At 62.5% G+C, this 21,262-nt stretch carries 15 protein-coding genes and 3 pseudogenes; 10 read left to right on the top strand and 8 right to left on the bottom strand.

All coding sequences use genetic code 11. From position 1 onward, the window contains the following. Nucleotides 1-106 precede the first annotated feature (106 nt). Nucleotides 107-514 (top strand): annotated as a pseudogene (locus tag V2I08_RS18230) (IS5 family transposase); the annotation flags it as partial. 86 nt (nt 515-600) lie between these two features. Continuing rightward, nucleotides 601-1,029, top strand: a pseudogene (locus V2I08_RS18235) (transposase); the annotation flags it as partial. 113 nt (nt 1,030-1,142) lie between these two features. Here the strand turns inward: V2I08_RS18235 and V2I08_RS18240 are convergent. Further along, nucleotides 1,143-1,307, bottom strand: a pseudogene (locus tag V2I08_RS18240) (electron transfer flavoprotein subunit beta/FixA family protein); the annotation flags it as partial. A 130-nt stretch (nt 1,308-1,437) separates the two neighbouring features. Between V2I08_RS18240 and V2I08_RS18245 the strand changes: the two are divergent. From V2I08_RS18245 to V2I08_RS18255, 3 genes are all read left to right on the top strand, one after another. Further along, nucleotides 1,438-2,172: a GntR family transcriptional regulator gene (locus V2I08_RS18245; RefSeq protein ID WP_349636267.1), complete on the top strand. Its 735-nt coding sequence runs from the start codon at nt 1,438-1,440 to the stop codon at nt 2,170-2,172. Nucleotides 2,173-2,241: 69 nt separating this feature from the next. Next, on the top strand, nt 2,242-3,429 hold the full coding sequence (locus V2I08_RS18250; protein ID WP_349636268.1) for a CaiB/BaiF CoA-transferase family protein: 1,188 nt from the start codon (nt 2,242-2,244) through the stop codon (nt 3,427-3,429). Between the two features lie 500 nt (nt 3,430-3,929). Next, entirely contained in the window at nt 3,930-5,096 is a 1,167-nt protein-coding gene (locus V2I08_RS18255; RefSeq protein WP_349636269.1) for a hypothetical protein, read from the top strand. Nucleotides 5,097-5,240: 144 nt separating this feature from the next. Here V2I08_RS18255 and V2I08_RS18260 read toward each other — a convergent pair whose 3' ends face one another. Next, nucleotides 5,241-6,380: an acyl-CoA dehydrogenase family protein gene (locus tag V2I08_RS18260; RefSeq protein WP_088181899.1), complete on the bottom strand. Its 1,140-nt coding sequence runs from the start codon at nt 6,378-6,380 to the stop codon at nt 5,241-5,243. A 204-nt stretch (nt 6,381-6,584) separates the two neighbouring features. Between V2I08_RS18260 and V2I08_RS18265 the strand changes: the two genes are divergently transcribed. Continuing rightward, nucleotides 6,585-7,817, top strand: coding sequence for a LysR family transcriptional regulator (locus V2I08_RS18265; RefSeq protein WP_349636270.1), 1,233 nt, complete (start codon nt 6,585-6,587; stop codon nt 7,815-7,817). Between the two features lie 4 nt (nt 7,818-7,821). Here the strand turns inward: V2I08_RS18265 and V2I08_RS18270 are convergent, their stop codons facing one another. The 5 genes from V2I08_RS18270 to V2I08_RS18290 form a co-directional block, all read right to left on the bottom strand. Then, nucleotides 7,822-9,309, bottom strand: a complete 1,488-nt coding sequence (locus V2I08_RS18270; RefSeq protein WP_349636271.1) for an aldehyde dehydrogenase family protein — start codon at nt 9,307-9,309, stop codon at nt 7,822-7,824. Between the two features lie 11 nt (nt 9,310-9,320). Next, nucleotides 9,321-10,949, bottom strand: a complete 1,629-nt coding sequence (locus tag V2I08_RS18275) for a GMC family oxidoreductase N-terminal domain-containing protein (protein ID WP_349636272.1) — start codon at nt 10,947-10,949, stop codon at nt 9,321-9,323. Further along, the gene (locus V2I08_RS18280; RefSeq protein ID WP_349636273.1) at nt 10,946-12,316 is read right to left on the bottom strand and encodes an MFS transporter; all 1,371 of its coding nucleotides are present in this window, start codon (nt 12,314-12,316) and stop codon (nt 10,946-10,948) included. Before V2I08_RS18280 ends, V2I08_RS18275 begins: the two co-directional genes overlap by 4 nt. Nucleotides 12,317-12,396: 80 nt before the next feature. Then, on the bottom strand, nt 12,397-13,329 hold the full coding sequence (locus V2I08_RS18285) for a PDR/VanB family oxidoreductase (RefSeq protein WP_349636274.1): 933 nt from the start codon (nt 13,327-13,329) through the stop codon (nt 12,397-12,399). A 147-nt stretch (nt 13,330-13,476) separates the two neighbouring features. Beyond that, nucleotides 13,477-14,853 (bottom strand): Rieske 2Fe-2S domain-containing protein, encoded by a 1,377-nt coding sequence (locus tag V2I08_RS18290; protein ID WP_349636275.1) that lies wholly within the window; start codon nt 14,851-14,853, stop codon nt 13,477-13,479. 157 nt (nt 14,854-15,010) lie between these two features. Here V2I08_RS18290 and V2I08_RS18295 point away from each other — a divergent pair, with 157 nt between their 5' ends. From V2I08_RS18295 to V2I08_RS18310, 4 genes are all read left to right on the top strand, one after another. Further along, the gene (locus V2I08_RS18295) at nt 15,011-17,263 is read left to right on the top strand and encodes a TonB-dependent receptor (protein ID WP_349636276.1); all 2,253 of its coding nucleotides are present in this window, start codon (nt 15,011-15,013) and stop codon (nt 17,261-17,263) included. A 59-nt stretch (nt 17,264-17,322) separates the two neighbouring features. Beyond that, complete coding sequence (locus V2I08_RS18300; RefSeq protein WP_349636277.1) at nt 17,323-18,102, top strand: SDR family NAD(P)-dependent oxidoreductase; 780 nt, start codon at nt 17,323-17,325, stop codon at nt 18,100-18,102. A 145-nt stretch (nt 18,103-18,247) separates the two neighbouring features. Next, a complete protein-coding gene (locus V2I08_RS18305; protein WP_349636278.1) occupies nt 18,248-19,291 on the top strand; it encodes an aromatic ring-hydroxylating dioxygenase subunit alpha in 1,044 nt (347 codons plus the stop codon). Between the two features lie 71 nt (nt 19,292-19,362). After that, a complete protein-coding gene (locus tag V2I08_RS18310) occupies nt 19,363-20,106 on the top strand; it encodes a MerR family transcriptional regulator (RefSeq protein WP_349636279.1) in 744 nt (247 codons plus the stop codon). Here the strand turns inward: V2I08_RS18310 and V2I08_RS18315 are convergent. Beyond that, the gene (locus tag V2I08_RS18315) at nt 20,081-21,184 is read right to left on the bottom strand and encodes an NAD(P)-dependent alcohol dehydrogenase (protein WP_349636280.1); all 1,104 of its coding nucleotides are present in this window, start codon (nt 21,182-21,184) and stop codon (nt 20,081-20,083) included. The two genes, V2I08_RS18310 and V2I08_RS18315, sit on opposite strands and share 26 nt — an antisense overlap. Between the last annotated feature and the right edge of the window lie 78 nt (nt 21,185-21,262).

The raw sequence follows: 21,262 nt of genomic DNA on the forward strand, positions 1-21,262 counted from the left end.
CAATGGCTGGTTTTTAAACCGCCACGCTCAGCAAATCGCTGGCGTTCCATTGGCCTGGTTTGTCACCGCCCTCTACACCCCGGATCAATGGCTGCTCCGCTTCGCTCCCCGACGTATCGGACGCACCAAGGGCGGCCTGAACTCGAAACTCCATGCTGTCTGCGATGGCAAGGGCAGGCCGCTGGTCATGCTGCTGAGCGAGGGCCAGATGAGCGACTAGAAAGGCGCAGCCCTCATGATCGACGCCTTGCCCAAGGCCAAAGCCCTACTCGCCGACAAGGGATACGATGCCGACTGGTTCCGGGCCGCGCTGGCAGACCGTGAGATCGTCGCCTGCATCCCGTCAAAGGCGAACCGGAAGATACCAATTCCGCACAACGCCACAAGATCGAGATCATGTTCGGTAGGCTAAAGGACTGGCGACGCATCCATACCCGCTACGATCGATGCACCCACACCTTCATGTCCGCCATCTGTATCACCGCAAACCTTCATCTTCTGGCTTAATCAATGAGTCATCGTGTAATTTGTGGCTGCTTCCTCGAGCCGGCTGAGCGGCGCACACTTCTGGTTGTCGAAGCCTGAAGGAAGGAAGCAGCCATGAAGCACTATGCCGGATTAGACCTGTCGATGGAAACGACGCACGTCTGTGTCGTCGATGCTGATGGACACAAGATCGGGACGCAGTGCGTCGACAGCACGCCGAAGGCGATCGCCACGGCGCTGGAGCAATATGGGCCGGTCGAACGCGCGGTGATCGAGACGGGCCGCGTGACCCCATCGATCGCGCTGGGCCTGCGCGAGCCGGGCGTCGCGATCGTCTGCATCGACGCCCGTCAGGCCCACCAGAGCCTGAAAGCGATGAAGGCCAACAAGACCGATCCGCACGACGCGGCCGGCTTGGTGCAGCTGGCGCGTGCGGGGTTCTACAAGGAGGTGCACGTCAAGTCGCCGGCGGCACACGGCGTGCGCTCGGTCATTACTGCCCGCGGGCATCTGGTCGAGGCGCGCGTCCGGCTCGACAACACCATCCGTGGTCTCTGCGCCACCTTCGGAATCCGGCTCGGCATCGGCCAGGACGAACGGTTCCTCGCGCGGATGCAGGCGGCGGCCGCTGTCCCGGGTCCTGGCGAAGCGGTCGCGGCGCTGCCCTTTTCCTTCAGGCGGATGGCTTCCTCGACCGCGATTTCGTCAAACGGGTTCATGCTCATCTTGACGTTCGCCAGATCGACGCCCGTGCCGTCCGCCTTCACACGCGGCTTCACATTATAATCAATAACCCGCTTCACGGGCACAAGGATCTTCATGGCCTGCTGCATTTCTATAATTGGCGGACCATTAAGGAATGAAAGGCATCAGTCAGTGCCATTCGGTCCGGCCATTGCGCCTTTCTGGGCGTCGGCTATAGCTTTGCGCATCCCTATCGGAGCGCACTCTATGGCATCGTCCTCGTCCCCCAAGCCCAGTTTCGCCCCTATCAAGACGCGGCGCGCGTTCGAGGTGATCTGTGAACAGATCCGCGAACAATTGGCGGCGGGCACGCTCAAGGCGGGGGACAAACTGCCCGCCGAACGGGAATTGGCGGTCGAATTTCAGGTCAGTCGCAGCGCGTTGCGGGAAGCGCTGCGCAGTCTGGAGGTTGCGGGCATTATCCGCAATGTGAAGGGCGCGAAGGGCGGGGCATTCGTGCAGACGGCCGAGCCGGACCGGATCGTGCAGGCGATGCAGGATTATGTCCATCTGGGTGATATTTCGCTGGGCGAACTGACCGAGGCGCGGCTGGCGTTGCAGGACATCATCGTCCGCCTGGCGTGCGCGCGCGCCACGGAAACCGACCTTGCGGAGTTGGAGGCGATTGCCGAGCGGACCAAGCGGGAAACCAGCGTGGAGGCGCGCTATGCCTGTGCGGTGGAATATTATGCGGTGCTGGCGCGGGCGACCAAGAACCGCATCTTTGGCATCTTCGTGGATTCGCTATCGGCGATCCTGCACGAATTTGTGCGGGGGCCGGACTATGAGACATTGCAGCAGTCATTGATCGAATCCCGGTTCAAGCTGGTGCGGCATTTGCGGGCGAAGGATGAGGAAGCGGCCGTTGCGGAAATGCGCAAGCATCTGGAACGGGTGCATCGCCATGTCCGCAAGAACAGCAAGGCCGCCGCCAAGGGCTGATTGACCGCGCCATCTTTGCCATGCAATAGGTAGGACCATTGAATATATGGCTCCATAGATAGGTGCGGCATGGCGGATGATGGCAAGAGAGTGATGGCGGGCGCGCTGGACGGCGTGCGGGTGCTGGATTTCACCAGCGTCATGGCCGGGCCGTTCGCCACCCGGATGCTCGCCGATCTTGGCGCGGAGGTCATCAAGGTGGAATCGCTTGAGGGCGATCAGGTCCGTGCGCGGCCCCCCAAGCGAGACGGGCATAGCGCCTATTTCGGCAATCTGAACGCGGGCAAGCAGTCCATTGCCTGCAACCTCAAATCGCCCGATATCATCGACCTTATCAAGCAACTGGTCGCCACCTGCGACGTGCTGGTGGAGAATTTCCGCCCCGGCGTCATGGCGCGATTTGGTCTCGACTTCGCGGCGCTGGCGGCGATCAACCCGCGGCTCATCTATTGCTCCATCTCCGGCTATGGCCAGACCGGGCCGAAGGCGCTGCACCCGGCCTATGCGCCGGTGATCCATGCCGCCAGCGGGTTCGACATGGTCAACCTGCGCTATCAGGACGGGGCGGACCGGCCCGCGACCAGCGGCATCTTCATCGCCGACGTGCTGGGCGGCACCCATGCGTTCGGCGCGATCCAGGCCGCGCTCTATCAGCGGGAGCGGACGGGGCAGGGGCAGCATATCGACCTGTCGATGCTGGAAGCGATGGTCGGCATGCTGGTGTTCGAAACGCAGGAGGCGCAATTTCCGGGCGACGCGCGGCGGCCGCTCTATACGCCGCTCAAGACCAATGACGGCTTCATCATGGTCGCGCCGACCAGTCCGCGCAATTTCGAGCAATTGTCGGACGCGGTCGGCCATCCCGAATGGCGCGACGATCCGCGATTCCTGACCAATGCGGATCGCAATGCCAATTGGGCGACCTTGCTGGCGCTGACCGAGCAATGGACGCTGGAACGCAGCGCGGAGGAGGCCGAGGCGATCCTGTCGCGCCATGGCGTGCCCTGCGCCCGTTATAGCGAGATTGGCGAGCTGCTGGACGATCCGCAATTGGCGGCGCGGGGGGCGTTCGCGCAGGTGCATGACGATGCGGGTGCCTTCAAGGTGACCAATCCGCCCTTCCGCATGAGCGGGTCGCGGGTCGAGGCGCGGGACCATGTTGCGCGGCTGGGCGAGGATGGCGCGGCCGTGCTGGCCGGGCTGGGCGTCAGCGCGGAGGCGGTGGCGGCACTGCGGGCCAGCGGCGATCTGGGCTGACCGAGGCGCTGCAAAGGCTGCGAAGTTCACACCGTTGCAGGCCACGCATTTGCGTGGGAGCGGAGTCGTGGCGCGGACTTCGCAATAGGAGATTTTTTGCGAAGTTCATACGCGCGCTCGTGCGGACGGGGCGGCGTGGGACTGACGGTTGGAAAGAGCCGAGGGGATTGTGGCATGGGGTGGGGGATGTAGGACAGGGGGAACTGGCCGAAAGGCGACCGTCAGGTTGCGGGGTGCACCTATGGGATAGCTGCCCCTCCATTGGGTCGCCTGATCCGGCCGGTGCCAACCAACCTTTGCAATCAATCGGGGCAAACGTGCCCTTCCAATATCAGACGTTCCGTTTATCCAAAAGTTCATCGCGCATGTCCCATTGCAGTGACCCTGACTATCCTAGCATCTGCTCACGTTTGGCAACGCTTGTAGGATTGCTAATACAGTTCATTCGGAGCAGAAGAATCAGCTTTGGGGTTTGCGGGGAATGCATGCGAAGTAGACTTGTGGCCGCGTTAGTCGTCATATTCGCAATCGCTTCGGCAATTACGCTGTTTGTGCGACAGCACCTTGCAAAATCGCCCGATCCCGTCTCTGGCGATGCCGAGCCAACGCAACTTTCACCCCGCAAAAAATCGCGCTGCGATCCCGTCCCCTGGTGCGCTCCATTAGTCGCTGCCGCTATTTTAGCTTTTGTTGGAGCCTGGACGCACAAAGAATGGATTTGTTTGGATTTGCACGGCGAAGTATTCCTTCGACTAGCGGTAGCCGTGATACTGGTTGGGGTATCGCTCGCCGCTTTTCTGCACCTTCAAAGGAGTACCGTCCTTCCGAAACCTGACTGGTGGAATCTCGGTGGCACTCCCGACACTCCTTCCTGGGACGACGTGCGTCGCATGACTTTGGGGGACGTGGACGATGATCCGGTGGTTTATAATCCTAAGACGAAATACTTTCAAAGGGCAGCGAAGGCGATTGGAGGAAATATCGTTATCGGAGCATTATTGATCGAAGGACTCTCGTTCCTCGTTGCCGGGCCTATTTTACCAATTCTTCTTTCCGACGCGCAAACGCATAACCCAAAATTTTCAGATCCAAAGCTCGGCTTTCACACTGTGGATCTAGCTCTAAATGCTAATCTGACCGCATTTCTCGCGTTGATCGCCGCTGCTATATCAATTTATTTCACTCACCGACAGCTTCAGGCCAAAGTGAAGGCAGGCAGCCGTCAGGCCTGGCTCGACAAGCTGAGAGGTGAGATCTCGCGCTTCATCGCTTTTGCCGACGCTATCCACTACAGGCCTGAAGAGGCAAAATGCGATGCAGTACACACTAAGCTGACCGCATCTCGCCTTGAGATGGAACTCATGCTCAATCCAAGTGAGAAAGATCATCGTCTTCTCATGTTCCTCAGCATTAAGCTCTCTTTTTTCGAATGGGGCGACGAAGAGTTCAACAAGATCCACGACGTAAGAAATCTTAAGGATGCAATTAAACGAGATCCCAATGGCTACAAAGAGGAGGACTGGGGTAAATTGCTCGGACCTATACCTGACAAACTCTTAGGGGCGGCGGCGCACGAGAATGCATATGGCGACCTGATCGGTTATCTAATGCGCCTCTCCCATGTAGTCCTGAAGCGGGAATGGCAGCGCGTAAAACAGACGCGCTAGAGCAGTCTAAGGCGATTGCGGAAGGGCTTTTGTCGACGAACGTCTGCTTTAGAGCGGGTCGTTCAACCTGAGGAATGTCAATGATTGGCGCATACCAGCCATTAGGCGGAAGACGCCCTACACCCCTCCCACCCTCTCTCCATCTTACCGCAACAATTCCCGCGCGATCGTGTTCTTCTGAATCTCCGACGATCCCTCGTAGATCCGCGTGATGCGAATGTCGCGGTACAGGCGCTCGATCGCGAAGCCCCGGCAATAGCCGGAGCCACCGAAGATCTGGACCGCCGTGTCGACCGTGCGGCTGCCCGCTTCGGTGCAGAACAGTTTGGCCATGGAGGCGAGTTCGCGTTTCTTTTCGCCCTGGTCGTAGCGCCAGCAGGCGTCGAGCAGGATCAGGCGCGCAGCGCGCATGTCCGTCGCCATGGTGGCTATATAGTGGCGGATCGCCTGGAAGTCCGAGATGACGCCTCCAAAGGCCGGGCGCTGTTTCGATTCCTCGATCGCCAGTTCCAGCGCATATTCGCCCATGCCGACGGCGGTCGCGCCGACATTCATGCGGCCTTCGTTCAGGCCTTCGAGCGCATAGTGGAAGCCGCGCCCTTCTTCGCCGAGCAGGGCGTCGGCGGGCAACTGGCATTCGTCGAAGGTCAGTTCATAGACGCCGGGCGTTGCGGTGCCCATCAGTTCGATCGTGCCGGTAACGGCAAAGCCGGGCGTGTCGGCGGGCATCAGGAAGGCGGAAATGCCGCCGCGTGGCCCCGCGGCCTTGTCGGTATAGGCATAGACGATCACATATTTGGCGTTCTTGCCGTTGGAAATATAGGTTTTGGAGCCGTTGATGACCCATCCGTCGGCATTGCGGGTGGCGGTGGTACGCATTGACCCCGGATCGGACCCGCTATTGGGTTCGGTGAGGGCAAAGGCGATCGGGATTTCGCCCGACACCATGCCGGGGATCAACTGCTGCTTTTGCGCTTCAGAGGCATGATAGACGATGTTGCGCGCGCCCGGACCCATTAGCGGGCGCAATTCGGTCCAGAATTGGGGGGGAAGGCGGGCGAGTTCGATCTGCACCGCCGCCTGCGCGAGTGCGCCGAGGCCCAGGCCACCATATTCTTCCGGCAAGGACAGGCCGAAATAGCCATTGTCGACCAGCGTTTGCCGCACGATCGGCGGGACTTTGCCGGTGGCCTGAAATTCCGCTTCATAAGGCAGCAGGTCGCGCACGATGGCACGGGTGACGTCGCAAAATTCCTTGATGTCGTCGGGCAGTTCAAAGTCCATCTTGTGCCTCCTTCTTATCCGAATCCGTGGGGCGGCCGTGCGCGCCTCTCGCTAATGGTCCTACCATTGCAGTAATGGTCAGTCCATTACAATTTGTGCCTATTGGGGCAAGGGGCCGCTGTCCTTTGGGGCAGTTGTCCTTTAAGGCTGAGGTCGCCCGATGACGCCACAGCGCGCGGGTGGAGGGTAACAAGAGTAAGCGGCATGGCGACCGATCCGTTCGACCTTAATCTGCGCCACCTGCGCGCGCTGCTGGCGATCCGCGAACATGGCAGCATCACCGCCGCCGCCGATGTGGTCAGCCTGTCGCAACCGGCATTGACGCAGGGGCTGGCCAAGCTGGAACGACAATTTGGCTACACCTTTTTCGAGCGGCGATCGGGCGGCATGGTGCCAACGCCCATGGGCGAGATCGTGATTGAACGGGCGCGCGCGGCGCTCGATCATCTGTCGCAGGCGGCCAAGGGCTTGTCGGGCGTGTTCCATTACCCCGAACGGTTGATGACGATGACGCAGTTGCGCGCCTTCCTGGCGCTGGCGGAGGCGGGGAGTTTCGCGGCGGCGGCGCACGGCAGCACCCTGTCGCAGACGGCGGTGCATCGCGCGGTCGGCGACCTGGAGCAGATGATCGGCGGGAAGCTGGTCGAGCGGCGGGGGCGGGCGGTGTGGCTCAATCCGGCGGGGAAAAGGCTGGCGCGGGGCACAAGGTTGGCGGTAGCGGAGATCGTCGCGGCGCTGGCGGACATCGGGCGCGATAGCGGCAGCGGGAGCGAGCTGATCGCGTTCGGGGCGTTGCCGCTGGCGCGGCCCTATCTGGTTCCGGCGGCCATGGCGCGGATGGCGCGGAGCGATCCGCGCGCGGCGTTCAAGGTGCTGGAGGGAAGCTGGCGCGAACTGGTCGAGCCGCTGCGCGACGGGGTGATCGACATGGTCGTCGGCGCGCTGCGGCCGTTCGAGATTGCCGATCTGTACCAATTGCCCTTGTCGGAGGACCGGCTGGTGATCGCGGCGGGGAGCCAGCATCCGCTGGCCAAGGTGGACAAGCCGACGATGGAGCAACTGGCGAGCTACCCCTGGATCGTCGCGCCCGCCAATTCGCCATTGCGCGAACAATGGGAAAAGCTGTTCGGGGCGGGCAAGGTGCCAGCGACGCCGGTCGAGTGCGGGTCGGTGATGATCATCGGGCGCTTGTTGACGGAGGGGGATTTTCTGACGCTGCTGTCGCCCGATCAGGTGGCGTTGCAGATCCGCAGCGGGCTGCTGACGCAAGTCGGGCCGCCGCTAGAGGACAGCAAGCGCGTGGTGGGTATTACGACGCGACGCAGTTGGCGTCCGACTGCGACCCAGCGGCGCTTCCTCGACATGCTGAGCGAGGCGGCCAAGGGCGAGCGGGTGGCGGGCGCGCCGCCCGATTTGCGGGAATCGGGCTGGGTGTGAGGGGCTAATCCAGGTTGATCCAGACCGCCTTCGTTTCCAGATAATCCTCGATATGATGCGCGCCGGACTCGCGGCCGAAGCCGCTCATGCGGTAGCCGCCGAAGGGGACGGCAGGGTCGAGCATCTGGTAGCAATTGACCCAGACGGACCCGGCGCGGATGCCGCGCGCCATGCGGTGCGCGGTGGCCAGGTCGCGGGTCCATACGCCGCTGCCTAGGCCAAATTCGGTGGCGTTGGCGCGGGTTAGAACCTCCTCGATCGTGTCGAACGTGAAGGCGGAGAGGACCGGGCCGAAAATCTCTTCCCGCGCGATCGTCATGTCGTCGGCGACATGGGTGAAGATGGTGGGTTCGATGAAATAGCCGGCATCATAGCCCGCGCCGCTCATGCGATTGCCGCCGGTCAGCGGGCGGGCGCCTTCTGTATTTGCGCCTTCGATGAAGGCGAGGATCTTGTCCATCTGGGCCAGGGATACGACCGGACCCATCTGGGTGGTCGGGTCCAGCGGGTCGCCGACTTTGATCGTCTTCGTGAAGGCGGCGAGGCGCTCCATGAATTCGTCGTGGATTGTGCTTTGCACGAACAGGCGCGTGCCCGCGCTGCAAATCTGCCCGGCATTGGCGAACACAGCCATGGCGGCGGCGGGGACGGCCTTGTCGAGATCGGCATCGGCAAAGACGATGTTGGGCGACTTGCCGCCCAGTTCCACCGTTACGCGCTTCATCGTTCCGGCGGCGGCGTGCAGGATTTTTTCGCCGACGCCGGTGGAGCCGGTGAAGGCGATCTTGTCGACGTCCGGGTGACTGGAGAGCGCCGCGCCTGCATCGCCAAGGCCCGTGACGATGTTGATGACGCCGTCCGGCACGCCCGCTTCCAGGCACAGTTCGCCAAAGCGCAGCGCGGACAGGGGCGTCTGTTCGGCGGGCTTCATGACGAGGGTGCAGCCGGTGGCCAGCACCGGCCCGGCCTTCCATACCGACATGCCGATCGGGCCGTTCCACGGGTTGATCGCCGCGACCACGCCGATGGGTTCCTTGAGCGTGTGGGAGAGGACATCGCCCATGGCGCTGTTGTCGATCGTATCGCCCGTGATCAGCGTCGCCTGCCCCGCATAATAGCGCAGTAGCGCCCCAGCCCGCGCCTTGCCCATGATCGTGCGGCTATAGGGCGCGCCAAGGTCCAGCGTGTCGAGCATCGCCAGTTCTTCGAAATGCTGCTCCACCAGATCGGCGAGGCGCAGCATGATGCGCTGGCGCTCGACCGGCTTCATCCGCCGCCATGGCCCTTCAAATGCGGTGCGGGCGGATTTGACCGCGCGGTCTACATCCTCCGCGCTGCCCTGCGCCACGGTGGCCAGCAGATCGCCGGTGGCGGGATTGCGGGTCTCGAACCGCTGACCCGACAAAGCGGGGACGCGCTGGCCGCCGATCAGCATGTCCTGATGCGGGGCGTCGAGCAGGGCGGGGCGGGGGGGGATGATAAGCTGGGTCATGACGGACTCTTTCAGGCGGCGATGTTGGATGTGACGGCGTCTTGCAGGATGAACTGTGCCGCGCGCTGGGCGATCATCATGGTGGGGGCGGAGGTGTTGCCGCTGATGATGTCCGGCATGACCGACGCATCGACGATGCGCAGGCCGGATACGCCGCGCACGCGCAGACGGTTGTCCACGACGGCCATCGGATCGCTGTCCGGTCCCATCTTGCATGTGCCGGTCGGATGATAGGCAGTGTTGACGATCTTGCGCAGGGCGGCGTCGATCTCGGCGTCGCCCTGATGCTGCGCGCCCGGTTCGATTTCCGCGCCGGTCATGGCGGCGAGCGCTGGCTGGGCGAAGATATGGCGGCAGGCGCGGAAGCCGGCGATCAACGTCTGCATGTCATAGGGATCGGCAAAGAAATTGGGATCGATGACCGGCTTGTCTTCCGGTCGGTTGCTGGCCAGTCGGACCGACCCCGCGCTTTTGGGACGCAGTAGCTGAATGAGGCCCATATAGCCGTGGCGGCGGGGGACGGAGCGGGCGTCGAGCTTCAGCCCGGCGAGGAATGTGATCTGGATGTCGGGGCGACCCGTTCCGTCGGTGCAAAGGAAACCGCCCGCCTCCGCGACATTGGAGGCCAGCATCCCTTCGCGCTTCAGCAGATATTTGAATGGGCTGGCCAGGATGCGGGGCAAGACTTTGGCCGACACGGCATAGGATTCCGCCGACGGGTTTTCCATCGCGACATGGACGGTGGGATGGTCCTGCAAATGCGCACCGACGCCGGGCAAATGGTGGACAAGGTCGATGCCCATCTCGCGCAGATGATCCTGCGGGCCTATGCCCGACAGCATCAGCAGTTGCGGCGAATTGGTCGCACCCGCGCACAGAATGATCTCCCGCCGCGCCGCGATGGTGCTGCGTGCGCCGCCCGTCTCGATCTCCAGCCCTACCGCGCGGCCACGGTCGAACAGAATGCGGCGGACCATGGTTTCCGCCATGACGGTCAGGTTGGTGCGATCCAGCGCGGGATGGAGAAAGGCGCGGGCACTCGACAGGCGGGTGCCATTGCGCTGGTTGAGGTCGTAGCGGCCAAAGCCGTCCTGCCGATCGCTGGCGAAATCATCATTGCGGCGGTGGCCTGCCTCGACCGCTGCATCGACGATGGCGGCGCTGACCGGGTTCCAGCTTTTGGGCTTCTGCACATCCAGTTCGCCGCCCTTGCCGTGCCAGGGCGTATCGGGACCGGCGTAATTTTCCACCGCCTTGAATGCGGGCAGGACATCGTCATAGGCCCAGCCGTCATTGCCCGCATCGGCCCAAGCATCGTAATCCGCCTTCTGTCCGCGAATATAGACGCCGCCGTTGATGGCACTGCATCCCCCGAACAGCTTGCCGCGCGGAAAGTTGATCGTGCGGTTGTTGAAGGCGGCGTTTCCGGTCAGCGCCTGTTTCCAGTTATATTTTTCGTGCGGCAGCAGGAAGATATTGCCGACCGGCATGGCGGTCTTGAGGTTGACTGGCCATTTTCTGTCGGATGGCCCCGCTTCGATCAGGGCGACGCGGTTGGCCGGGTCGGCCGACAGGCGATTGGCCATCAGGCTGCCCGCCGAGCCGGAGCCGATCACGATATAGTCGAAGCTGTCGCTCATAGAATTGCGTCCTTGCGGCCGAGCGCGGGCACATGGCCCCGCACGGCGATGAAGCCCAAGGCGTTGACCAGCATCAAGGCCGCGAGCGCGCCGAAAAAGCCGAGATTGCCCCAATCGATCAGGACGGCGCCCGCCACCGCGCTGACGATCGCGCCGATGCGGCCGGCCGCACCCATCAGACCCAGGCCACGGGCGCGCAGTCCGGTCGGGAAAGCGTGCGCGCCGACCGCGAACATGGCCGATTGCGCGGCACTGGCGAAGAGGCCCAGCGCACCAAGGCAGGCTAGGACAGCGCCTTCGTTGCGCGCGCCGCTGATTGGCAGCAGGGCGAGCGTGGCGCAAACGGCCGCCCCGACGATCGCCATCAGGATCAGCACCGGGCGCGATCCGAAGCGAATGATCGCCAGCGACGCGATCATCGCGCCGATCGTGCCACCGATGTTGAAGCTGGTAAGGCCAAGGCTAGCGGTTTGCAGGCCAAAGCCTGCGCTGGTCAGCATGGTCGGTGCCCAGTTGAACATGAGGTAGATCATGAACATGCCGGAGAACATCGCGACCGACAGCGCCAGCGTGTCGCGCAACAGGGCCGTGCCGAACAGGTTGCGCATCGGTTCGTAGCGGGGCGCTTCCCCGGCGGCGCGTGGCACATGCGCGACGGAGGCAGGGTCGGGATGGCCGATGCGGCGCAGGATGCGGTCGAGTTCAGCGGCGCGATCGGGCCGTTCCGCCAGATAGCGGGGGGATTCGGGCAGGACGAACCAGAGCCAAGCGACGAAGATCATCGTCACGCTGCCGCCGATATAGAAGAGCCAGCGCCAACCAAGGCCCGGCAGGATCAGCGCGGCCGCGACCCCGCCCAATATCCCGCCGATCGACACGCACACCACGCCGAAGGTGACGGCGACGCTGCGCCAGCGGACGGGGGTGAATTCGGCGATCATGGCGCTGGCGGTGCCGGGGACGCCGCCAAGGCCCACGCCCGCCAGCGTCTTGAGCGCAGCGACTTGCCACAAGGTCATGGAAAAGCCGGTTAGCAGGGTCGCAACGCCGAAGATGGCGACGCCGATGATCAGCGCGCCGCGCCGTCCGAAGCGATCGCCGACCCAGCCCGACGTCAGCGTACCGATGGCCATGCCGACAAAGCCCAGCGCGAACACGGACCCCAATGCCGTGCGGTCGATGCCCCATTCCTGAAGCAGGGAGGGCGCGGCGAGGCCAAGCATCTGATTGTCGAGGCCGTCGAGAATGACGGTCGCGGCGATCATCAGCACGGACCAGATCTGGTAGGACGACATGGGTATGTCGTCCAACATGCCCCCTGATCCCGCCGGACTGCTGCTGCTGCCTTCTATCGTGGCGACCGCCAAGATCGTCTCCTTGAGCCTGGGCCGTTTGCGGCCGCTTCATTCATTTGCCGGTGTGGCATTGGAAAACCGGAATATCGCTATCAGATGTCGAGGACGAGGTTTGCGCTTTTGGACCCTGAACAGCAAACCATGATCGACCTGTTGGCGGCTTTGTCGTCATCCGACAGGAAATGGTCGCGATGGTCGGGAATGCCGTCCAGCACCTTGACCTCGCAGGTGCCGCAAATCCCTTCGGAACAAGCAAAGCCGACATTGACACCGGCGCTGAGCAGCGCGTCGAGCATCGTTTCGCCTTCTTCCACTGCGATGGTCTTGCCGCTCCTGGCCAGTTCCAATGTGTAGCCGCCCTCGGTCGCCATTTCGGTTTCGGCCGAGAAATATTCGATATGGGCATGGCCCTTGGGCCGGTCGCAATTGATGGCGAGGAAGGCATCGAGCATCCCGCCGGGGCCGCAGCAATAGAGATGCGCGTCGGCGGGCGCAGCGGCGCAGATGGCTTTGAGGTCGAGGCGGCGGCCGCCGGGAATGCCGTCATAGGCGATTTCCACCTGGTCATAATCGGACAGGCGATCGACATAGGCGGCGCGCTCCGGCGACGCGGCGACATAATGGAGTTCCCAGCTACGCCCAAGTTTTTCGAGACGTGCGATCATGGGCAGCATCGGCGTGATGCCGATCCCGCCACCGATCATCACGGTGTGGCTGGCATCCTCCACCATCGGGAAATTGTTTTTCGGTTCCGATATGTCGAGGATCTGGCCGACCTGCCATTTTTCATGGATATGGCGCGATCCGCCGCGACCGTCGATGGCATGATGGACGGCGATTTCATAATAGCCGCGAATGGCGGGATCATTGACCAGCGAATAGCTGCGCGCCAGACCGGGGGAAAGCTGGACGTCGATATGCGCGCCCGGATCGAAGGGCGGCATCAGCCCGCCATCGACGGGTTCCAGGATGTAGCTGTTGATGCCTTCGGCCTCCCAGCGGATATTCTTCAGTCGTGCGCGCATCACCCTCTCCGTCCGGTGCGATGCGTCTCTTGGCAGGGCCGGGGCGCCATGGATCGGCGAACCGGACAAACCGCAATGCGTGTCGTCACCTCTATCATCCTTGTCCGAGGCACCGGGGCATGGATCGCCCCGGCCCTTATATATGTGTCACTCAGCCGCTTCGACCTTGTCGGGCCAGCGTACCGCCTTGGCCAGTGCCGATTCATAGGCGTTGGCGAGCGTGTCGCTGGGGTCATGCAGGAAGGAGCCGGCGCGCGCGCGATAGAAGATGCTGGGGTCTTCGATGCCCGGCGGCAGCGTCCCCTTGTTGGCGAGCGCGCGGGCGGCCAGCAGCACGCGGCGGCGGACGCGGGCGATCATCTGGTCGGTGGGGGCCAGATTTTCAAAGCTGTGGTCGGTGATCGGTCCCATGCTTTCGGTCACCGCCTGATCCTGCATCGTGATGTTGGGGATGCCGGTGAACTGGGTGCCGTTGCGCTGGGATTCGCGGTCGATCGCCCAGTCATTCTTCTCGCTATCGGGCGAGCGCCAGCGGCCAAACCAGTCGGTGGTGTTGGGCGCATATTCCAGCGGCGCGAACAAGGGCGTGCCGTCCTTGAGCGTCGACGTATAGGCCGGGTTGCCCGCATCCACGCCGCAGGTGATGTCGAACAGCATCGAATGTTCGTCGTCCATCGGCACCCAGGCGCGGGCAATGGCGCGGGTGGCGAAACGATTGTTGGGTGTCTGCGTCCAGAACGGGAACATATAGTGGGCGACGCGCCAGCTCATCTGGCCATCATCATTCGGGCGATAGCCGCCATACATGACGCCCCAGTCGGCCTGCGCCACCTCATAATCGGGCGCGCGGTTGAGGACGGTCGGGCGCATCGGATGATCCTCATCCAGATCGTCCGCTTCGATCGAGCCGACATGCAGGAAGCCGACATGGCTGGTGTCGATGTCGCCCTCCAGCGCCTGGAGCCAGTTGCAGTCGCGCTGCAGGCACCAGATTTCGGCGTCCGGGTGCATCGTCGCTTCGATTTCCGGCAAGGGCGGCGGGGCGGACTGGCTTTCGCCCATATAGACCCAGATCAGGCCGTTGGCTTCATGCGTCTTATAGGCCTTGGCATGGACCTTGTCCTTGAAGTCCATGCGGGCGGGGACGGAGGGCATATCGACGCACTTGCCGTCGACGTCGAACTTCCAGCCATGATAAACGCAGCGTATGCCGTTTTCCTCGTTGCGGCCGATGAACAGCGACGCACAGCGATGCGGGCAGCGATGGTCCATGATGCCGACCCGGCCTGAACTGTCGCGGAAGGCGATTAGCTTTTCGCACAGGATCATCAGGCGCAATGGATCGCCGTCAGCGGTAACTTCGGACGAAAGGCAGGCGGGCAGCCAATATTGGCGCATCATCGTGCCCATGACCGTGCCCGGTCCTACCCTGGTCATGTCGGCGCTATCTGTGGACTGCATGAGTTTTTCAGCCTCTTCCTTGCTTTTCGTTATCGGCGCGGCGTGAATCGAAGCCAGCGCCATTCCCTGATCCCTGACTAGAGCCACTGCACGCCCCGCCCCAATCGGAATGTGGTCGGACCATTCAATAACCGGGACGATGCTATTGCGCCTCTTTTGTTTTTGCTGCTTCACGGTTGGCAGACGGCATCAAGCCGTGTTGTCAAGGGAGAGTCCGGGAATGCCTTTCAGCTTCAAAACATCCTGCGCCATGGGCGCGATCATCGCCGCCATGACGAGTGTTTCAGCCTTCGCGCAGGCTGATCAGCCAGTGCCGCAGGACGCAGCGCCCCAGCAGGCGATCTTCCCCGAAGACATCGTCGTCACCGCCGAGCGGCGCGAATCGACCGTGCGCGAAGTGCCTTTTTCCATTGCGGCGTTTGGCGGCGAATTGCTGCGCGAGGCGCAGGTCTACAGCCCCGCCGCGCTGACGCAGCAGATGCCGGGCATCACCATCAACACCGCCGACAAGTCGCTGTCGATCGTCGCGATCCGTGGCAATGTGTCGACGTTCCGTACCGCCACGCTGGACACGCCGGTCGCCTTCTTCATGGATGACGTCTATTATGTGTTCAACAACGACCTGAACGCCAATTTCTACGACACCAACCGCGTCGAAGTGCTGCGCGGCCCGCAGGGTACATTGTTCGGGCGCAACGTGGTGGGCGGCGCGATTGCGGTGGTCACCAACAATCCTGAATTCAACGATGATTATTTCGCCCAGATCAGTGGCGGCAATGGCGGCTTCGTGCGGACCGAAGGGATGCTGAACGGCGCGCTGGTCGAGGACAAGATCGCCGGCCGCTTCGCGTTCAGCACCGAACATAGCGATGGCCTGATCGACACGCCTAACCAGTCGGGGCGTTACGGCAAATATGACAGCTATTCGGCGCGCGGCAAGCTGCTGTTCCAGCCGACCGATACGCTGCAGGTCATCCTGTCGGGCGATTATAGCTATACCAAAGGCAATGGCGGCGCGATCCAGCTCGGCATTGGCGGCAATCAGGTCATCCCCGATACGTTCGGCGCCTATACCGATGACGAATGGACCAATAATGACTTCGTATCGTCACCCTATCGCCAGCGGTTGCGCGGCGGCTATCTGCGCGGCGACCTCGACCTGCTCGGCGGTACGCTGACGTCGATCACCGGCTATCGCATGAACGACAGCCGCGCGATCAACGACGACGTGCCGGTGGGGACGGTCGTGCCGGTGTTCGACCGCCGCCAGGTGGTCAAGAACCGCAGCTTCACGCAGGAAGTGCGCTTCGCATCGGCACCGGGCCGTTTCTCCTATGTCGTGGGTGCCTATTTCCTGTCGGCGGATGTTTCGACGACGAACATCTTTTTCTACAGCCCGCTGCCCGGATCGGCCGTGCCCGGCAGCATCCGTCGCAATCCTGACGTCACCAACATCACCCGCGTCCAGGACGGCAATGTCCGCAGCCTGGCCGTGTTCGGCGAAGCGACGTTCGAAATCACCGACAATCTGGCCGTGGTCGCGGGCGGTCGCTACACGTCGGATCGCAAGAAGATCGATTATCGTGCCTTTTCGACCACGGATGCAGGGGCCATTCCCGGTTTCGGTTTTCCCGGCGAAGTGCGCGCATCGGGCGGCCGCACCTGGGACGCCTTCACGCCGCGCTTCACGATCAAGTTCGAGCCGACCGAACAGATCAACATGTATGCGACCTATGCCAAGGGCTTCAAATCGGGCGGCTTCGTCGACAATGCCTATCGCGACCCCACCATTCCGCTGGAGCCGGAAAATGCCGAAAATTATGAAATCGGCGCAAAGTCCCGCCTGTTCGACAACAGACTGGACCTGAACGTCGCGCTGTTCCACCAGACGACCAAGAATCTCCAGAATTTCTCTGGCGCGGGCGGTATTGCCCATACCTATAATGGCACGCTCAAGATGAAGGGCATGGAGGTCGAATCCGTCATTCGCCCGGTCGAGGATCTACGCCTGACCGCCAATTATACGCATCTGGTCGGCACCTATACCGATCTGCGCGATCCGCTGGTGAACCTCGATTATTCGGGCAATCCCGCCAAGTTCGCACCGCGCGACAGCTTTACCGTCGGCGCGGCCTATACCGGGCGACTGGGCAATGGCGCGACGCTGACGCCGCAGGCGGATTTCAACTTCTCCACCCGCATTTCGACCGACGACGCCAATACGCTGCGGCTTTATGACAATCTGCATCGCGATACGCGCGGCCGGACACTCAATGCCCGTCTGAATTATGAAACGGCCGATGGCCGTTTCCAGATCGGCCTGTGGGGCAAGAACCTGACCAACAATTATCAGATCGTGAATGCGGACGACATCACCGCCTTCCTGGCCGTACCGGGCAATGGCACGACCTATTGGAAGATATTTACCAATACGCCGCGGACCTATGGCCTGACTTTGTCGATCCGCCGCTGACGAACGGCATGGGCGGGGAGGGTGCGGCCCTCCCCACCATTTTATTGCAGGACGATATCATGCGCGATCACTTCACGCTGCCTGCCAATGGCAGTTTTTCCTTTGCAGGCCGCACCGCACTGGTGACCGGCGGCGGCCGTGGTGTGGGCGAGGCGGTGGCGCGCGAAATCCATGCCGGGGGCGGTCGCGTGGCCGTCAGCGATGTGGACAGCGCTGTGGCGCAGGCGGTCGCGGCTTCGCTCGATCCGTCGGGCGAAACGGCGATCGCCTTGACGCTGGACGTGCGGGAGAAGGCGCATTTCATCGCTGCGCGGGATAAGATGGCTGGCCTGTGGGGCAAGGTCGACATCGTCGTGAACAATGCCGGCTTCGCCAAGCGCACGCCGACGCAGGATATCAGCCCGGAAGAGTTTGACGCGATCGTCCAGATCAACATGCGCAGCGTATTTCTGAGCTGCCAGATATTCTCCGACCATATGCGCGAGAATGGCTATGGGCGGATCGTCAACATCACCTCGCTCGCCGGGCAGAATGGCGGGACGGTGGCCTCCCCCCATTATGCCGCGTCCAAAGCCGGGGCGATCATGCTGACCAAATATTTCGCGCGCTATCTGGCCGGGACCGGCGTGACCGTGAACGCCATCGCGCCGGGACCGATCGACACGGCCAAGGCGCGACTGTCGGCGGAACAGATCGCGCAGGTCGAGGGCGAGGTGCCGGTCGGCCGCTTCATGGAAGTGGGCGAGATCGCGGCGGCGACGGCGCTGCTGGCTTCGGATCGCGGTGGGTTCTTCGTGGGCGCCACGCTGGACATGAATGGGGGGCTGTATTTGCGGTGATCCCGCTTTACCGTCTTTGTTTCCCGCTTTTCTTATGGCGTTATGGGATTGCGATTGGCAGTTCTGCGCGGGCCATCCATAATCACCACCAACAATAGGGTAGCGCCGGAGCCGTGAACGGCCCGGCCGGACAATGGAGAGCAGCATGTTCATTTACAACGCATGGTATGTGGCCGCTTTCGCCGCCGATATCGAACCGGGCAAGACGCTGGGGCGCAAATATCTGAACAAGGCGGTCGTGCTGTTCCGCACCGAAAGCGGTGAGATCGCCGCGCTGGAGGATCGGTGCAGCCATCGGGCGATGCCGCTCTCTTCGGGCCATGTCGATGGCGACGTTATCCGCTGCTGCTATCATGGCGTCGAATTTGACGGCAAAGGTACCTGCACCCGCATCCCCAACCAGGCGCGCATTCCTGTCGCCGCCAATGTCCGCCATTATCCGGTGGTGGAGAAGGATCATCTGATCTGGATCTGGATGGGCGAACCAGCGCTGGCCGATCCGTCGGTCATCGTCGACAGCCCCGAACATAACGACCCGAAATGGTCCTGGCGGCCCTATAATTTCCCGGTGAAGGCCAATTGGCAGCTCATCATCGACAATATCATGGACCTGACCCATGTGCCCTATATTCATGCGCGCACGATCGGCGGGAACCCGGAGCAACATTATAATGCCGATACCAAGGTCGAGTTCGACGGTCGCAAGGTGACTTTGCTGCGCAAGATGCCCAATTCGATCCCGCCCAAATCCTATATCGACGCGGGCGGCTTCAAGGGACGGGTCGATCGCTGGCAGGAAGTGCGGTTCGAGCCGGGCATCGGCATGACATGCCGCGTCAATGCGGGCGGATGCGAGGTGGATACCGGCGCCTATGAAGGCAAGCGCGACAATGGCTTCATGCTGGCCAACAACCATTTCATCACGCCGGAGACGGAAACGACCAGCCATTATCTGTGGACCATCTGCACCACTGCGCCAAAGGAAAGCGGTGTGCCGGACGTGCTGTTCGACCAGTTTTTCGATACTATCACCGAGGATGAGGAAACGCTCGAAGCGCAGCAGCGCCGGATCGACGACGAACCGGAACGGGCATTTGTGGGCATCGCCAGCGACGGCGCGGTCAACCAGGCGCGCCGACTGCTCAGCGCGATGCAGGAAGCGGAGGATGGCGGCAAGGTCGCGGCCTGAACCGTTCGGCCTTGCGTATATAAGTAACATAGCGGCTTGCCCTGTCCGGTGCGCCATGCTGTAGCGCCATCATGAAGATGCGCGAACTGGAGGATCGGACGGGGGTTCATCGGGAGACGATCCGCGTCTATCTGCGCGAAGGATTGATCCCGGAGCCAGAGCGGCCGCGCAAGACGGTTGCCGATTATGGGGAGGAGCATGTCCAGGCGATCCTGTCCGTGCGTCGGCTCCAGCGTGAGAACCGGCTGACGCTGGCACAGATCAAGGCGATCATTGGCGGCGAAGGCACTGAAGGGCGGGTCGAGGCCAGCGCGTTCGACCAGTTGGAGCAATTGGTCGCGCATCGCGCCGGCGTGGACGGGCCGCCGGTGACGATCGCGTCGCTGCTGGAACGCTATCCGCATGCTGCGGAGGATGCCCGCACGCTGGCGAAGATCGGCATATTGGATATCATCGAGACGGATCAGGGCGAGGCGCTGAGCATCACTTGCGCGCAACTGGTGCGTATCTGGGGCGACATGCGCAAGGCCGGGTTCGATCAGCGGCTGGATTATACGCCCGACATACTGGGCTTCTACACAGAGGCGGCGGATTTTGTCGGTCGCTGGGAAGCATCGACCTTCATGGAGCGGGTCGACGGGCATATCGATGTGGCGGAAGCCGCCACGATGGTGGAACATGCGCTTCCGCTGATGCTCGATTTCTTCGGCCTGATGCGGCAACGCGCCTTCTTCCGCCATGTCGAGGCGATCCGCGCCGGTAAGGAAACGGATCGCCCGGCGGGCAAGGTCACGCCATCGTCAGCACAGCCTTGACGCAGCGGCCCTCATGCTGGTCCTCGATCGCCTGGTTGATGTCTTCCAGCCTGTAGGTCGTTATCAGTTTCTCGAACGGGAACAGCCCTTTGGCATTCAGCGCGATCAGTTCGGGCAGGAACGTCTGCGGGTCGGCATTGCCTTCGGTCACGCCGCAGATCGAGATGCCGAGCGACAGGAGGGTCAGGATGTTGAGGCTGATCGCCGCATCCAGCGCCTTGGGCACACCGACGATGGCAAGACGCCCCAGAGGGGCAAGAGAGGCCACGCCTGAGTCGATCGCCGGGACCGCGCCGGACGTATCCAGCACGCAATCGACGCCTTGGGGCAACAGCTTGCGCAACTGTTCGGCGGTGTCGCCCGCGGTCACGTCGATGACATGGGTCGCGCCCAGGTCGAGCGCCATGGCGCGGCGTGTTGCCAAAGGATCCGCGACGATGATCTCCCCTGCGCCCGAAGCCTTCGCCGCCATGACGGCGCTCAGACCGACGGGGCCGCCGCCAGTGATCAGGATGGTCTCGCCAGTCTGAAGTTTGAGCGCCTTCATCACCGCGCCTGCCCCGGTCATGATACCGCAGCCCAGCGGGCCGAGCAGTTCGAGCGGTGCTTCGGTCGGTACCTTCACCAGATTATGGGCGGCTGCAATGGCGTGGCTGGCGAAGGAGGATTGGCCGAAGAAGTGACTGCTGACCGGCGCTACGCCGTCATGCAGGCAGGTCGAGCCGTCCGCCCGGCAGCCACCGAAGTTGAGTGCTGAAAAATCGCGGCAATAGGCTGGGTGCCCCGCCACACATTGGGGGCATTGGCGGCAGGCGGCAAAGCCCATCACGACGCGATCACCCGGCACGAGTGTGGTGACATCCGCGCCGACCGCCTCGACGATGCCCGCACCTTCATGGCCCAGCACAGCGGGCAGGGGCGTCGGCAGCAACTGATCGCGCACGACGATATCGGTATGGCACAGGCCCGTCGCGACGATCCGCACCAGCACTTCGTCGGCGCGCATATCGGACAAAGTGAGCTGCTCTAGCGTAAAGTCACCACCCGCTATCCGGGCGACAGCTGCCTTCACTTCCATGGGTCTTCTCCTATTCAATCTTTGGCTTCGTCATTCAGTTTCGGGGATGGTAGCGGATGATTTGCGCCGTAAAGCCGC

Source organism: Sphingobium sp. MK2 (assembly GCF_040170545.1).
In the GTDB taxonomy this organism is placed as follows: domain Bacteria; phylum Pseudomonadota; class Alphaproteobacteria; order Sphingomonadales; family Sphingomonadaceae; genus Sphingobium.

What these genes read in the sequence shown, in the direction of transcription:
- V2I08_RS18245 (WP_349636267.1), top strand. Translation starts at nt 1,438, where the DNA reads ATGGCATCGTCCTCGTCCCCCAAGCCCAGTTTCGCCCCTATCAAGACG.
- V2I08_RS18250 (WP_349636268.1), top strand. Translation starts at nt 2,242, where the DNA reads ATGGCGGATGATGGCAAGAGAGTGATGGCGGGCGCGCTGGACGGCGTG.
- V2I08_RS18260 (WP_088181899.1), bottom strand. Translation starts at nt 6,380, where the DNA reads ATGGACTTTGAACTGCCCGACGACATCAAGGAATTTTGCGACGTCACC.
- V2I08_RS18265 (WP_349636270.1), top strand. Translation starts at nt 6,585, where the DNA reads ATGGCGACCGATCCGTTCGACCTTAATCTGCGCCACCTGCGCGCGCTG.
- V2I08_RS18270 (WP_349636271.1), bottom strand. Translation starts at nt 9,309, where the DNA reads ATGACCCAGCTTATCATCCCCCCCCGCCCCGCCCTGCTCGACGCCCCG.
- V2I08_RS18275 (WP_349636272.1), bottom strand. Translation starts at nt 10,949, where the DNA reads ATGAGCGACAGCTTCGACTATATCGTGATCGGCTCCGGCTCGGCGGGC.
- V2I08_RS18285 (WP_349636274.1), bottom strand. Translation starts at nt 13,329, where the DNA reads ATGCGCGCACGACTGAAGAATATCCGCTGGGAGGCCGAAGGCATCAAC.
- V2I08_RS18290 (WP_349636275.1), bottom strand. Translation starts at nt 14,853, where the DNA reads ATGGCGCTGGCTTCGATTCACGCCGCGCCGATAACGAAAAGCAAGGAA.
- V2I08_RS18295 (WP_349636276.1), top strand. Translation starts at nt 15,011, where the DNA reads ATGCCTTTCAGCTTCAAAACATCCTGCGCCATGGGCGCGATCATCGCC.
- V2I08_RS18300 (WP_349636277.1), top strand. Translation starts at nt 17,323, where the DNA reads ATGCGCGATCACTTCACGCTGCCTGCCAATGGCAGTTTTTCCTTTGCA.
- V2I08_RS18305 (WP_349636278.1), top strand. Translation starts at nt 18,248, where the DNA reads ATGTTCATTTACAACGCATGGTATGTGGCCGCTTTCGCCGCCGATATC.
- V2I08_RS18310 (WP_349636279.1), top strand. Translation starts at nt 19,363, where the DNA reads ATGAAGATGCGCGAACTGGAGGATCGGACGGGGGTTCATCGGGAGACG.
- V2I08_RS18315 (WP_349636280.1), bottom strand. Translation starts at nt 21,184, where the DNA reads ATGGAAGTGAAGGCAGCTGTCGCCCGGATAGCGGGTGGTGACTTTACG.